The 13,925-nt window shown below is 34.5% G+C and carries 12 protein-coding genes; 1 reads left to right on the top strand and 11 read right to left on the bottom strand.

Going from position 1 to position 13,925, the window contains the following annotated elements; all coding sequences use genetic code 11:
* Positions 1–8: 8 nt before the first annotated feature.
* The 10 genes from argH to Q9Q97_RS13235 all read right to left on the bottom strand — a co-directional run bounded on the left by argH (position 9) and on the right by Q9Q97_RS13235 (position 11,088).
* Positions 9–1,295 carry an argininosuccinate lyase gene (gene argH / locus Q9Q97_RS13280; protein ID WP_306157791.1) on the bottom strand — a complete coding sequence of 429 codons (1,287 nt, stop codon included), beginning with the start codon at positions 1,293–1,295 and terminating at the stop codon, positions 9–11.
* Between the two features lie 131 nt (positions 1,296–1,426).
* The gene (locus Q9Q97_RS13275; RefSeq protein ID WP_125722920.1) at positions 1,427–2,497 is read right to left on the bottom strand and encodes a M20 family metallo-hydrolase; all 1,071 of its coding nucleotides are present in this window, start codon (positions 2,495–2,497) and stop codon (positions 1,427–1,429) included.
* A gap of 238 nt (positions 2,498–2,735) precedes the next feature.
* A complete protein-coding gene (gene argB / locus Q9Q97_RS13270) occupies positions 2,736–3,509 on the bottom strand; it encodes an acetylglutamate kinase (RefSeq protein WP_306157789.1) in 774 nt (257 codons plus the stop codon).
* Positions 3,510–3,606: 97 nt separating this feature from the next.
* Positions 3,607–4,560, bottom strand: a complete 954-nt coding sequence (locus Q9Q97_RS13265; protein ID WP_306157787.1) for an N-acetylornithine carbamoyltransferase — start codon at positions 4,558–4,560, stop codon at positions 3,607–3,609.
* Between the two features lie 74 nt (positions 4,561–4,634).
* The gene (gene proB / locus Q9Q97_RS13260) at positions 4,635–5,396 is read right to left on the bottom strand and encodes a glutamate 5-kinase (RefSeq protein WP_306157785.1); all 762 of its coding nucleotides are present in this window, start codon (positions 5,394–5,396) and stop codon (positions 4,635–4,637) included.
* 198 nt (positions 5,397–5,594) lie between these two features.
* Positions 5,595–6,788, bottom strand: a complete 1,194-nt coding sequence (locus Q9Q97_RS13255) for a glutamate-5-semialdehyde dehydrogenase (protein WP_371878216.1) — start codon at positions 6,786–6,788, stop codon at positions 5,595–5,597.
* A 139-nt stretch (positions 6,789–6,927) separates the two neighbouring features.
* A complete protein-coding gene (locus Q9Q97_RS13250) occupies positions 6,928–8,067 on the bottom strand; it encodes an aspartate aminotransferase family protein (RefSeq protein WP_306157783.1) in 1,140 nt (379 codons plus the stop codon).
* 159 nt (positions 8,068–8,226) lie between these two features.
* A complete protein-coding gene (gene argC, locus Q9Q97_RS13245; protein ID WP_306157782.1) occupies positions 8,227–9,204 on the bottom strand; it encodes an N-acetyl-gamma-glutamyl-phosphate reductase in 978 nt (325 codons plus the stop codon).
* Positions 9,197–10,390, bottom strand: a complete 1,194-nt coding sequence (locus tag Q9Q97_RS13240; RefSeq protein WP_306157780.1) for an argininosuccinate synthase — start codon at positions 10,388–10,390, stop codon at positions 9,197–9,199. Before Q9Q97_RS13240 ends, argC begins: the two co-directional genes overlap by 8 nt.
* Positions 10,391–10,452: 62 nt before the next feature.
* The gene (locus tag Q9Q97_RS13235; protein WP_306157778.1) at positions 10,453–11,088 is read right to left on the bottom strand and encodes a GNAT family N-acetyltransferase; all 636 of its coding nucleotides are present in this window, start codon (positions 11,086–11,088) and stop codon (positions 10,453–10,455) included.
* Between the two features lie 202 nt (positions 11,089–11,290).
* On the opposite strand from Q9Q97_RS13235, the gene Q9Q97_RS13230 reads away from it, so the two are divergent.
* Positions 11,291–11,524 (top strand): hypothetical protein, encoded by a 234-nt coding sequence (locus tag Q9Q97_RS13230; RefSeq protein WP_306157777.1) that lies wholly within the window; start codon positions 11,291–11,293, stop codon positions 11,522–11,524.
* A 35-nt stretch (positions 11,525–11,559) separates the two neighbouring features.
* Here the strand turns inward: Q9Q97_RS13230 and Q9Q97_RS13225 are convergent, their stop codons facing one another.
* On the bottom strand, positions 11,560–13,824 hold the full coding sequence (locus tag Q9Q97_RS13225; protein WP_306157774.1) for a M1 family metallopeptidase: 2,265 nt from the start codon (positions 13,822–13,824) through the stop codon (positions 11,560–11,562).
* Positions 13,825–13,925 lie beyond the last annotated feature (101 nt).

Genomic DNA, 13,925 nt, shown 5'->3' with positions numbered 1-13,925 from the left:
GCTTTTATTTACATTAAAAAGCTGTTATCCATTTTATCCTTTATATCGCTAAGGCATAAATTATTGATACTTCCCTCATGCGTGTGTTTGGTTGCTTTAGGAGATTTATAAGTTCCTTCTTCCAATTGTTCTGCTACGGCTTTGTAAGCATCTCTAAACGGCATTCCGTCTACTACCATTTCGTTTAAAGTATCAACTGTAAATAAATAATCGTATTTTTTATCTTCTAAAATACCTTCTTTTACCGTAATATCTTTGATAGAAAAAATGGCGATATCCAAACAAGCTTTCAATGTTTGAATCGCAGGAAACAAACCTTCTTTCAAAAGCTGTAAATCTCTGTGATAACCACTTGGGAGATTATTTGTAATTAAAGTAATCTCGTAAGGAAGCGCCTGAATCTTGTTACATTTTCCTCTGATCAATTCGAAAACATCTGGATTTTTCTTGTGAGGCATAATGCTCGATCCTGTTGTAAGATGCGCTGGAAGTCCGATAAAATCAAAATTCTGGCTCATATACAGACAAACGTCCATAGCAAATTTTGACAATGTTCCTGCAACGCTTGTCATCGCAAAAGCAACTGTTTTTTCTGCTTTTCCACGACTCATTTGCGCAGCAACGGCATTGTATTTTAAAGTTTCGAAACCTAGTTCTTTTGTTGTAAATGTTCTATCGATTGGGAATGAACTTCCGTAACCTGCTGCAGATCCTAACGGATTCTGATCTACAATTTTAGAAGCTGCATTCAGCATTGTGATATCATCAATCAAACTTTCAGCGTAAGCAGAAAACCACATTCCGAAAGATGACGGCATTGCAATTTGCAAATGCGTATAACCTGGCAATAAAACATCTTTATATTTTTCAGCCGATTCCATTAACAGATCAAAAAGCGTTTTCACTTGCTCTTTAATGGCTTTTAATTCGTCTTTTAGATATAAATGAACGTCAACTAAAACCTGATCATTACGAGAACGCGCAGTGTGGATTTTCTTTCCAGCATCGCCTAGTTTTTCTGTTAACAGATATTCGATTTTAGAATGAACGTCTTCAAAACTGTCTTCGATTTCGAAATTTCCAACTACGATATCGGCAATAATTTCGTTTAAAGCATCAACTAGAGAAGTTGTTTCTTCTTCGGTTAATAATCCGATTTGTCCAAGCATTTTTGCATGGGCAATTGAACCTAAAGCATCGTATTTTGCTAAAACCAAATCAAGTTCACGGTCGTTTCCAACGGTAAATTGCTCGATTTGTTTATCTGTTGGTATTCCTTTTTCCCAAAGTTTCATAGGCTTTATTTTTTTCGCCACGAATTCACTAATTATTTTTTCAAATCTTTGTGATTATTTTTTTCGAATTAATTCGAATTAATACTAGATAGTAAAAAAACAATTCGTGAATTCGTGGCAGTTTTCTTTTCTTATAATTTGAAGAAACCTGTTAGTATCTTAATATACAAATCAACTCCTTCTTCTATTTCGTTTACAAAAATAAATTCGTCTGCTGAATGCGAACGTAATGTTTCTCCAGGCCCTAATTTTAAAGACTGACAGCTTAAAACGGATTGATCTGAAAGTGTTGGTGAGCCATAAGTTGTTCTTCCTAATGCAATTCCAGCTTGAACCAAACCGTGTGCAATTGGAATTGACGAAGCATTTAAATGCATTGATCTTGGTGTTACTTCGGCATTTACGTTGGCTTTTACAACCTCCAGAATTTCCGCATTGGTATAGCGATCTGTTACGCGAATGTCAACAACTAAATCACATTCTGACGGAACAACATTGTGTTGTTTTCCAGCATTGATCTGTGTTACGGTCATTTTTACGGGACCTAAAACGTCTGAGATTTTGTCAAATTTATAATTTTTAAACCATTCCATTACCGGAATTGATTTGTATAAAGCGTTATCATCGTTTTGATGCGCAGCATGGCTTGCAGTTCCTTTTACTTTTACATCTAAAACTAAAAGTCCTTTTTCGGCCACAGCCAATTGCATTAAAGTTGGTTCGCCCACAATTGCACAATCCAATTCTGGTAAATGTTTTAAAACACTGTTTAAACCGTTTTTACCACTGCTTTCTTCCTCAGCGGAAGCTACAATAACAATATTATGTGATAAGTTTTGGTTTTCGTAAAAATGAACAAATGTAGCTAAAAGCGAAACTAAACATCCTCCTGCATCATTACTTCCTAAACCAAATAATTTACCGTCTTTTTCGATTGCTTTAAAGGGATCGTTAGTGTAAGCCTGATTCGGTCGTACAGTATCGTGATGTGAGTTTAATAAAAGTGTTGGTTTATTTTCGTCAAAATATTTATTGAAAGCCCACACATTGTTATTTTCTCTCTTGAACGGAATTTCATTCTGATTAAACCAATTCTCTATCAAAAGAGCTGTTTGGTCTTCTTCACTTGAGAATGAAGGCGTTTCAATCAGATTTCTTAATAATTGAATGGCTTCTTTGGTAAGCGTATCTATATTTTTCATTTTAATAAGATTCAAAGGTTCAAAGGAACAAAGTTTTTAAGCTTTCCTATGACCATTTTTACTTGCGCAAATTTATTTAAAATACCTTGTGCGCTCTATTTTTTTGCCACTAATTACACGACTTTTCGCAAATTGTTTTTTTGTTACAGATTTAAAATCAAAATGATTTTTTTAATGTAAACCTAAAATTATTTTCTCTTTCAACAGAGAGAATTAACGTCAATTTGTGGCAACTTTTTTATAACGTAATTGTGGTATGCGGAACATCTGCATTTTGAAGCATTCTGTGATGCCCAATTTTGATTTTCTGCACGCCTCTTGATAAACTATTGAAGCAGTTATCTAGTTTCGGAATCATTCCCGAATGAATTACTTTTTCTTCTTTTAGTTTATTGTATAATTTTTCGTTGATTTCCGTAATTACAGATGAATCGTCTTCTGAATCCTGCAAAACACCTTGTTTTTCAAAACAGTAAGTAAGTGTTACTTCAAAAACTTCAGATAATGCAATTGATAATTCACTTGCAATTGTATCAGCATTTGTGTTTAATAATTGTCCGTTTTTGTCGTGTGTAATTGCACAGAAAACAGGAACAATTCCAGTTTCAAGCAATGTCGCTAATAGTTTTGTATTAACCTGTTTTACATCGCCCACAAATCCGTAATCAATTGTTGGATGATTTCTTTTTGTTGACTGAATTAAATTCCCGTCAGCTCCAGAAAATCCGATTGCATTATTGTCTTTTGCTTGCAATTGCGCCACAATATGTTTGTTGATTTGCCCTGCGTAAATCATTACAACAATATCCAACATCGGAGCATCGGTAATTCGGCGTCCATCAATCATTTGCGGTACTAAACCAATACTCTGCGCCATTTTTGTAGCCGATTTTCCACCGCCGTGAACTAATACTTTATGCCCTTCAATTTTAGAAAAATCAGTTAAAAACTGCTCTAATTCTACGGGATTGTCGATGATGTTTCCACCAATTTTTATTACTGATACCTTCATAAGGTGCTAAGATGCTAAGGTTCTAAGATTCTAAGCTTTTTTCTTGACAAAGGCTCTTAGCAGCTTAGTAGCTTAGAACCTTAGAAGCTTTAAAAAGCTATAGCTTTTTAAGGATTTTCTGTAAAACTAATTGTGCCGAATACGTTCTGTTATTTGCCTGCTCAATTACAATTGAGTTTTCGCCATCTAAAACTTCGTCACTTACAATTACATTACGACGAACTGGAAGGCAGTGCATGAATTTTCCGTTATTGGTTAAAGCCATTTTCTCTGCTGTAACCGTCCAGTTTGGATCTGAATTCGTTACTTTTCCGTAATCGTTGAAGTTACTCCAGTTTTTTACGTAAACGAAATCAGCGTTTTCAAAAGCTTTGTCTTGATCGTATTCGATTTGGCAGTCTTTTGTAATTTCAGGGCTTAGTTCGTAACCTTCTGGGTGTGTGATTACAAAATCCATATCTTTCTGCATTTGCATCATTTCTACGAATGAATTTGCTACTGCCTGTGGTAACGCTTTTGGATGCGGTGCCCAAGACAAAACTACTTTTTGTTTGTTTTTATGTCTAGGTTTGAATTCTTCCATCGTAATCGCATCTGCTAAAGACTGAAGAGGGTGACGTATTGCACTTTCCATATTTACGATTGGCACTGTAGCGTATTTTAAGAATCCTGAAATTACAGTTTCAGCATAATCTTTTTCTTTATCAACTAAACCTGCAAAAGCACGAATTGCGATGATATCACAATATTGAGAAACTACTTCAGCAGCTTCTTTAATATGTTCTGAAGCACCAGAATTCATAACTGCTCCGTCTTCAAATTCTAACGTCCAGCCTTCATTGGTAAAGTTCATTACCATAACGTTCATTCCTAAGTTCATAGCCGCTTTTTGAGTACTCAAACGCGTTCTTAAACTTGGATTGAAGAATAACATTCCTAATGTTTTATTCTTTCCTAAACTTTGATTTTTAAGCGGATTCTTTTTGATTTTGATCGCTTGTTTTACCCATTTTGATAATGAGTTGATTTCTTTTATTGAGATGTAGTTCATGTTTTTTTAATTAGAAAATTTGATAATTAGGTAATTAGATAATTGTGACATTTTCTAATTATCTAATTGACTCATTAAATTATTTTTGTAAATGGAATTTTATCTTCTAATGCGTTTAAAATAAAATTATCATTTAATCCGTTGACGATCCAGGTTTCTATATTGGCTGCTTTTGCGATACCTGCGGCTTCGATTTTCGACTGCATTCCTCCTGTTCCGTGTGAGGATTTTGAATCTCCGATTTCTTTTTCCAGAGATTTTAAATCTTCAACTAATTTTATGGTTTCCGGATTTTCATTATGAATCGATTCTTTGGTGTAAATCCCGTTCGTGTTAGTCGCAATTATCAGAATATCAACATTTAAAAGAACCGCTGTTAAAGCAGCTAATTTGTCATTATCTCCAAACCGAATCTCATCTGTCGCCACCGTATCATTTTCATTGATAATCGGAATGTAATTGTTTTTGACTAATACATTAATGGTGTTTACAATGTTCTTTTTGGTCTGTTCTTTTTCAAAATCAGAATAAGAAAGTAAACACTGTGAAGTATTTAATCCTAAATCCTTAAAATTCTCATTGTAAATCCGCATTAAATGAGGCTGTCCGATAGAAGCTAAAGCCTGTTTGACAAAGACATCTTTATCCTGATTATCCAGCTTTACAAATTGCTTTGCCGCCGCAATGGCTCCCGAACTTACGATGATAAATTCATATTCGTCGTTTAAAGCAGCAATCTGCACTCCAAGGTCTTCTATCTTTCCCCGCGAAATATGATTAGTTTCCTTTGTTAAGGTGTTACTTCCTATTTTTAATAAAATCCGTTTTTTTGCCATGTCTTTTCTTTTTGCCACGAAGGCGCTAAGGCACTAAGTTTTTATAATTAAATTCCAATATTTTAAATTCCAAATTCCAATTGAACCTCAATAATAAATTTAAAAATCTAAGAATTAATAATTCACAATCTAAAGTCTAAAATCTGCAATCTAAAATTTCCTAATTATCTAATTGCCTCAATTTTCTAATTATCTCAATTAGCGTATCTGTCCTTCTCCGTAAACATACCATTTATTGGTTACCAAATGCTGTAAACCAATCGGACCTCGTTGATGCAATTTATCGGTACTGATTGCTAATTCTCCACCAAGTCCAAATTGTCCGCCGTCTGTAAATCGGGTTGAAGCATTTTGGTAAACAGCAGCGGCATCTATAGATTCCATAAACTGTTTGGCCACATCATTATCTCTTGTAATAATTGCTGCCGAATGTCCTCCGCAGTATTTATTAATCATGTCGATTGCATCTTCATCAGAACCAATAGTCCCAATTACGATTTTATAATCTAAAAACTCTTCGTACCAAATATCTTCGTTTTGAAGTGTTTCGGTATCTTCAAAATTTTCAAGTGATTTATCAACGATAATTTCAACATTTTTTTCTTTTAATGTTTCGATTAGCATCGATGTAAAACCTTCAAAATTCGGAAGTTTTGGATCAATTAAAACTTTATCAACTGCGTTGCAAGCTGAAATTTTAGCCGTTTTAGCATTCAAAATTACTTTTAAAGCCAAATCGGTATCAGCATCTTTATGAACGTAAACAAAATTATTCCCGCGTCCGCTTACGATTACCGGGCAAGTAGCGTGAGCTTTTACAAATTCGATTAATTTTTCTCCTCCTCTCGGAACAATTAAATCTACTTTCTGTGTTGGTTTTTCTAAAAATGCCTGAGTTTCTTGTCTGTTATAATTCAGATATTCAACCCAGTCTTTCGAAACTTTATTTTCTTCTAAGGCTTTGTGCCAAAGACTTACGATTTTTAAATTGGATTTTAAGGACTCTTTTCCTCCTTTTAATAAAATCTTATTTCCGGATTTAAAAGCGATTCCGCCGGCTTCAATGGTTACATCGGGACGAGATTCGTAAATAATCAGAATCCTTCCAAAAGCGGCAGTTTTATTGATGACTTTGATTCCATTATCGTGTGTAAAATGAAAGCGCTCTACTCCAACGGGATCTTCCTGAGATGCCAACTGATTTAATGACAGAATCATTTCATCTACTTTTTTATCATCTACTTTCAGGCGCTCTTCCATCGCAAGATCAGAACCGTCGTAGTCAGCTAAATCTTCTTGATTGGTCAAAATAATCTGATTCCGCTCCTGTTCGACCAGTTTTGCCATGGTCCGCAAAACCGCATTGCGCGTTTCAATTGATAATGGTTTCATTTTTTCAAGTGGGTTGGTTGTTTTTTGGTTGTTTCTTTCGAAACTATTGTATTCTAAAAGGTTTGAAAACCTATTAGAAAACTATACTTTGCGTTTCTAAACCTGACGGGTTTTAAAAACCCGTCAGGTTTAATGCGAATTAATTTTTTAATTCTTCTAAACTTTCTTTCAACGCTTTTACAAACGTATCAATATCCGCTTTTTTCACCGTTAACGGCGGCAAAATTCTCAATAGATTTTTGTTGTTGGCACTTCCTGTAAAAATATGTTTTTCAATAATTAATTTCTTTCTTAAAGTGGCTACGTCAAAATCAAACTCTACTCCAAGCATTAATCCTTTTCCTTTTACTTGTTTGATGCCTTCAACTTCTTTGATTTTTTCTAAGAAATACTCGTAAACCTCATTTACATTTTTCTGCAAATCCAATTTTTCAATTACATCTAAAACGGCGATTCCTGCTGCACAAGACAAATGGCTTCCGCCAAAAGTCGTTCCTAATAAACCGAAACTTGCTTCGAATTTTGGAGAAATTAAAATCGCTCCAACCGGAAATCCGTTCCCCATTCCTTTTGCAACTGAAATAATATCAGCATTGATTCCGTGGTGCTGGAAAGCGAAGAATTTCCCGCTTCTTCCGTATCCTGATTGTACTTCGTCTAAAATTAAAACTACATCGTGTTTTTTACATGCTTTTTCTAAAGCCTGAAAAAATTCCGTTGTTCCTTGGTCTAAACCTCCAACTCCTTGAATTCCTTCGATAATTACTGCCGTAACATCGCCTTTTGCTAATTCAGCTTCAACTAATTTGATTTGATTTAAAGGTAAAAAAGTAACTTCTTGCTGGGCATTAATTGGCGCTACAATCTTTGTATTATCGGTAACGGCAACGGCTGCAGAAGTTCTTCCGTGGAAAGAATTATGAAAAGCCACAACTCTTGATTTTCCGTTATGAAAAGAAGCTAATTTTAAAGCATTTTCGTTTGCTTCAGCTCCAGAACTGCATAAAAATAATTCATAATCTTCTAAACCTGAAAGCTTTCCAAGTTTTTGAGCCAATTCTACCTGTAAAGGATTCTGAATCGCATTCGAATAAAATCCTAAATTATCGATTTGATTTTTCAATTTAGCCACATAATCTGGCTGTGTATGTCCGATGGAAATTACTCCATGTCCGCTGTATAAATCTAAATATTCTACTCCTTTGTCGTCAATAATGGTGCAGTCAACTGCTTTTACTGGAGTAATGTCGTATAATGGGTAAACGTTGAATAAGTTCATTTGTGTTTTGTTTATTTTGTTTCAGGTTTCATGTTTCAAGTTGCTCACTGAATGTGAAAACTGAAACTTTAAAACTAAAAACTAGTTATGTTTCTTTTTATTCATTTCAAGTCACGTACAGAACGTGGAACCTGAAACTTTAAACTTGAAACTTAAAAATTAAAATCCGATTGGTTTCAAATGCAAACCTGTGGTTTCTTCTAATCCGAACATTAAATTCATGTTTTGAATCGCTTGTCCTGAAGCTCCTTTGGTTAAGTTATCGATAATTGATGTTATGAGAACTCGGTTTCCTTTTTTCAACAAACTAATAATGCATTTGTTGGTTTGTACAACTTGTTTCATATTGATGTTAGTCGTTGTAACCGTTACAAAAGGCTCATTTTTATAGAACTCCTGATATTTTGCTACTAAAGTTTCTAAACTATCGTCTGATTTCGTGTAAAGCGTTGCAAAAATTCCTCTTGGAAAATCTCCTCGGTTCGGAATAAAAAGCAATTCACTGTCAAAATCATCCTGCAATTGCACCAGACTTTCAGTGATTTCACCTAAATGTTGATGCTCAAAAGCTTTGTAATGAGAAAAATTGTTATTTCTCCAGCTAAAATGAGAAGTTTCAGCAAGACCAACTCCCGCTCCTGTCGAACCCGTTGTTGCATTAATATGAACATCATTATTCAGCAATCCGTCTTTAGCTAAAGGTAATAATGCCAACTGAATAGCAGTTGCAAAACAACCTGGATTGGCGATATAATCTGCTTTTTTGATTTCGGCTTTATTGATTTCCGGAAGACCGTAAACAAAATCTTTTCCTTCAAAATGAGCATCTTTGTTCAATCTGAAATCATTTCCTAAATCAATGATTTTAGTATGGCCAGCAAACTGATTTTCTTTCAAAAATGAAATCGATTTTCCGTGTCCTAAACACAAGAATACCACATTCACATTTGGATTGATTTCATCAGTAAAGTTCATTTCGATATCTCCCATTAAATCGTGGTGCGCCACAGAAAGCGGTTTTCCAGCGTTTGTTGTACTGTAAACAAAATCGATGTTTACTTTGGGATGATACATTAAAATTCTGATGAGTTCTCCAGCTGTGTAGCCCGAACCACCAATAATTCCGATATTAATCATGATCTAATTTGTTTACAGATGAGAAAATATTTTGAGCATTTCCTAAAATCTTAATAAATCCTTTCGCATCTTCGGATGTCCAAGCATTATTCATTTCGCCGTATTGACCGAAACCTGTATTCATTAAATCATTTTCAGATTCGATTCCGTCAAGTGAGAAATGGTATGGTTTTAATGAAACCGTAACAGTTCCGTTTACTGTTTTTTGTGTGTCTTGAAGGAAAGTTTCGATGTTTCTCATCACTGGATCAAGGAATTGACCTTCGTGAAATAACATTCCGTACCAGTTTCCTAACTGTTCTTTCCAGTATTGCTGCCATTTTCCTAAAGTATGTTTCTCTAATAAATGGTGCGCTTTGATGATAATTAACGGAGCAGCAGCTTCAAAACCAACTCTTCCTTTAATTCCGATAATCGTATCTCCAACGTGAATATCTCTACCAATTGCGTAAGCGTTTGCTAATTTTTCAAGCTCAACAATATTATTTGAAGGCTTATCTGTTTTTCCGTTAAGTCCAACTAATTCTCCTTGTTCAAAATGAAGCGTTACTTTCTCTTCACCTTCTTTTTGTAATTGTGAAGGATACGCTTCGCTTGGTAATGGCTGTCCAGAAGTTAAAGTTTCTTTACCTCCAACACTTGTTCCCCAAAGTCCTTTATTGATAGAATATTGCGCTTTTTCCCAAGAATAGTGAACTCCGTTTTGAGCCAAATAATCAACTTCTTCTTGTCTAGAAAGTTTTAAATCTCTAATCGGCGTAATAATTTCGATTTCTGGAGCGATGGTTTGAAAAATCAAATCGAAACGAATTTGGTCATTTCCTGCACCTGTACTTCCGTGAGCGATTGCACTTGCACCAACTTTTTTAGCATATTTTATAGCCTCAATTGCTTGAAAAACACGCTCTGCACTTACTGATAACGGATACGTATTGTTTTTTAATACATTTCCGAAAATCAAATATTTTATTGCTTTATCATAATATTTGTCAACGATAGTTAAGTTAGCATGTTGCGCACTACCTAACTCGTAAGCTCTTGATTCAATAGCTGTTAATTCTTCAGCAGAAAATCCTCCTGTATCTACAAGAACAGTGTGAACTTCGTATCCTTTTTCATTTTTTAAATATTTCAAACAATACGAGGTATCTAATCCTCCGCTATAAGCTAATACTACTTTTTTCATTTTTTATAATTTAGGCTAATACTTTCGTATGTAGCAGTTTGAGATTTTTTCTAATTAATTGGTTAAACAAAAAATGCAATTATTTTATTTAAAAATAAAGCTTGTTTAATTTTTTTAAGTCTGCTCAAAACAGCCTCATTAAAAGGATGTCTTGGAGGTGTTTTTTGTTTTTCTTTCGGGTCGTATAACATCCCTGTACAAAGACACATTTTGTTTTCTTTGCTTTGTAAAATTGGGAAATTGGTACAGGTTTTACAGCCAGCCCAAAAACTCGGATCGGTTGTTAATTCTGAGAAAGGGACTGGTTTATAACCTAATTCTGAGTTAATTTTCATAACCGCCAAACCAGTTGTAATTCCGAATATTTTAGCATCTGGAAATCTTTTTAAAGAGTAATCAAATACTTTAGATTTTATCTTTTTAGCCAATCCATGGCTTCTGTAATCTGGATGAACGATTAATCCCGAATGCGCCACAAATTTTCCGTGCTGCCAGCTTTCTATGTAGCAAAAACCTGCAAACTTTCCATCAGCCAGTGCAATCATCGCATCACCGTTTACCATTTTTTTCTGAATATACTCAGGAGTTCTTTTAGCAATCCCCGTGCCTCTTAACAAAGCAGATGATTCTATCGTATCGCAGATTTCTTGTGCGAATTTGAAGTGTTCTTCCTGGGTAACAACAATAGAGATCTTCATTTCAATAATTGAAGTTTAGCGTTAAAAATTAAAATGTATTGTTTAGATTGAAATCCAGAATTGAATCCGATAAAAATAGACAAAAAAGAAGTAACACTCTCAAAATCAAAAACTTGATCAAGAAAATTTACAAAATTATATATAGTTTTAGGATATGTTTGTCCAATGGACAAATTATGTGATTTCAAAATGAAAAAAGGATATGAATAAATATACGGCTATAAAACTCAGTGGATACTATAGAGATAGTGTCCGTACTTCGGGAGAAGTAATCGGTGAGTTTGTCCGTGACAAAGAAGTTATATGTAAACTTATTTTATTCATCGGTGCAAAAGTACATTATTTTTTTATTTACAAAACAAAAAAATTAAATTCTAACATTTTTTTGACGTTTTGTGAATATACTCATAAAACAAAACCCGATAATTATTTCTAATTATCGGGTTCTGAATATTTTATATTTTTAAAATTTTACTTTTTCGTAAATGGAATTACTTGTCCATTATCTATAAGCGTCATATCGAAACCTGTTTTAGCTTCGTTAAATTTAAATTTCAATCCTGCTCTTTTGGATTCAAATGTATCTTTTTCATTTGCAACAGGAGTTAACGCAAATTTAGGATAGTTTGGAAGTTCTGCATTTAAAACACTGTTTTTCTCTGTCAATTCAATTGTCAAAGGAGACTTAGTAGTAACATAATTACCTAAGTATCCGTCTAGAATAATGTCTTTTTCAATTTTTCCGCTTCCCGCTTTCCAAACATTATTAGACGTATTGTTATCTGGAAAAGCATGGTCTGGATCTAACGTGATGCTTTCAATTTCTTCTGTAGAATTGTGTTTGAAAGACCAAGAATTGTTTCTTTGCCAGATTTCTACAGGGATATTAACTCTAGATACTTTTCCGCTTTTTGATTTTACATCCAAAACAATCGGCATTGGCATTTTATCAAAATTTTCAACTGTAATTACGGCCCCTTTTGCCGGATCATTTTTTACATATTTAACCGAGTTAACACCTTGGTCAAAACGCCAATTGTTTACATACCAGCTTCTCCAGAACCAGCTTAGATCTTCTCCAGCTACATTTTCCATACTTCTAAAGAAATCATCTGGTTGCGGATGTTTGTAAGCCCAACGCTGGATATAAGTTCTAAAAGCAGTATCAAAACGCTCTTTTCCTAAAATTTGTTCTCTTAAAATTACCAAACCTGCACTTGGCTTAAAGTAGCACAACATGCCAATATTAGCTTCCTTCATATTATCAGGAGAACTCATAATCGTTTCTAGATCAGGTCTTGTAAATGGTTCTGCCATTTCGTGCAAATCTGTTGGTTGTTCTTTGTATTCGCCATTATTAAAAGCTGCAGTACTTAATGAATTAATAAAAGTATTAAATCCTTCATCCATCCATGCAAATAATCTTTCGTTTGAACCTACAATCATTGGGAACCAGATATGTCCAAATTCGTGATCTGTAACTCCCCATAAATCAGCTCCTTTAGATTTCCATCCGCAGAAAACAATTCCAGGATATTCCATTCCCCCTTCGTTTCCTGCAACGTTTGTCGCTGCTGGATAAGGATATTCAAACCATTGTTTAGAATAATGTTCGATAGATGCTTTTACATATTCTGTAGAACGTCCGTAACCATCTCGTCCATCACTTTCAACAGGATAAGCAGATAATGCTAAAGATTTTTTACCGCTCGGAAGATTAATTTTTGCTCCATCTAAAATGAAAGCTGGAGATGATGCCCAAGAGAAATCACGAGCATTTTTGATTTTATAATGCCAAGTTTTTTCAGTTCCAGCATTTGCGTTTGCAGTAGAATTTACTTCATCTGCAGTACGAATCATAACTGTTTTGTCGCTGTTAGAAGCGTCTTTGTATCTTTTTAATTGCTCAGCAGAAAACACTTCCTGCCCGTTTAACAGTTCTCCAGAAGCCACAACATAATGATTTCCAGGAACTGTAAGTTTTACATCAAAATCTCCATATTCTAAATAAAACTCTGAAGCACCTAAATATGGAGCTGTATTCCAGCCTCTCACATCATCGTATACACACATACGCGGATACCATTGTGCAATAGTGAAGATTTTTCCGTTTTTAGTTTCTAAAACTCCCATTCTATCCGATCCTTCAAAAGGCGCAATGAAAGAGAATTCAATTTTAATCTTTACAGAACCTCCTTTTGCAGCCAATTCCTGAGGAAGGAAAATCTGCATTCTCGTATCTGTAACTATATACTTCGCAACTGTTTCAGTCTTAGTTTTTCCGCCAGAAATTACTTTTACCGATTTAATTTTATTTCCACCGTCAAAGACTTGTCCTTGAGCTCCGTTACGGCTTCCCGTTAAAGGGACAAGCGCATTTCCTCTAGAATCTTCTTTAAATAAGTTTTGGTCTAAATTCAGCCAAAGAAATGATAATTTTTGAGGACTATTATTCGTATAGGTAATTTCATCTGTCCCTACAATTTCGTTGGTATTTCCATTTAATTTTGCCGTAATCTGATAATCGGCTCTATTTTGCCAGTACTCTACTCCTGGTTCTCCGCTTGCAGTACGAGTACTTGTAGCATTTTTGGTGTAAAAATGAGGTCCAAAGGCATCATGATAATTATAATTGTTTACTGGATTTGTTGCTGACGGAGTTTCCTGCGCCCATACTGAAGAAATCCCAAAAAATAAAGCCGCGGTTAAAATGGCTTTCGCAGATTGCTTTTTCATATTTTTAGCTGTTTATGTAGCAAATTAATGAAAAAAAAAGCTATTTGCGGAGAAATTTCAAAACATAAATTTAATTTTAGCAAAATTTTATTAATAAAATA

Origin of the sequence: Flavobacterium sp. DG2-3 (assembly GCF_030730925.1) — a bacterium.
GTDB lineage: Bacteria > Bacteroidota > Bacteroidia > Flavobacteriales > Flavobacteriaceae > Flavobacterium.
The sequence above is the reverse complement of the archived record's forward strand: the minus strand, read 5'-3'. Positions and strand labels throughout refer to the sequence as shown.

Bases quoted from the DNA above. Each gene is read 5' to 3' on its own strand.
- argB (WP_306157789.1), bottom strand. From the start codon at position 3,509: ATGAAGGTATCAGTAATAAAAATTGGTGGAAACATCATCGACAATCCC.
- Q9Q97_RS13250 (WP_306157783.1), bottom strand. From the start codon at position 8,067: ATGAACTTATTCAACGTTTACCCATTATACGACATTACTCCAGTAAAA.
- Q9Q97_RS13265 (WP_306157787.1), bottom strand. From the start codon at position 4,560: ATGAACTACATCTCAATAAAAGAAATCAACTCATTATCAAAATGGGTA.
- Q9Q97_RS13275 (WP_125722920.1), bottom strand. From the start codon at position 2,497: ATGAAAAATATAGATACGCTTACCAAAGAAGCCATTCAATTATTAAGA.
- argC (WP_306157782.1), bottom strand. From the start codon at position 9,204: ATGATTAATATCGGAATTATTGGTGGTTCGGGCTACACAGCTGGAGAA.
- Q9Q97_RS13240 (WP_306157780.1), bottom strand. From the start codon at position 10,390: ATGAAAAAAGTAGTATTAGCTTATAGCGGAGGATTAGATACCTCGTAT.
- Q9Q97_RS13225 (WP_306157774.1), bottom strand. From the start codon at position 13,824: ATGAAAAAGCAATCTGCGAAAGCCATTTTAACCGCGGCTTTATTTTTT.
- proB (WP_306157785.1), bottom strand. From the start codon at position 5,396: ATGGCAAAAAAACGGATTTTATTAAAAATAGGAAGTAACACCTTAACA.
- Q9Q97_RS13235 (WP_306157778.1), bottom strand. From the start codon at position 11,088: ATGAAGATCTCTATTGTTGTTACCCAGGAAGAACACTTCAAATTCGCA.
- Q9Q97_RS13230 (WP_306157777.1), top strand. From the start codon at position 11,291: ATGAATAAATATACGGCTATAAAACTCAGTGGATACTATAGAGATAGT.
- argH (WP_306157791.1), bottom strand. From the start codon at position 1,295: ATGAAACTTTGGGAAAAAGGAATACCAACAGATAAACAAATCGAGCAA.
- Q9Q97_RS13255 (WP_371878216.1), bottom strand. From the start codon at position 6,788: ATGAAACCATTATCAATTGAAACGCGCAATGCGGTTTTGCGGACCATG.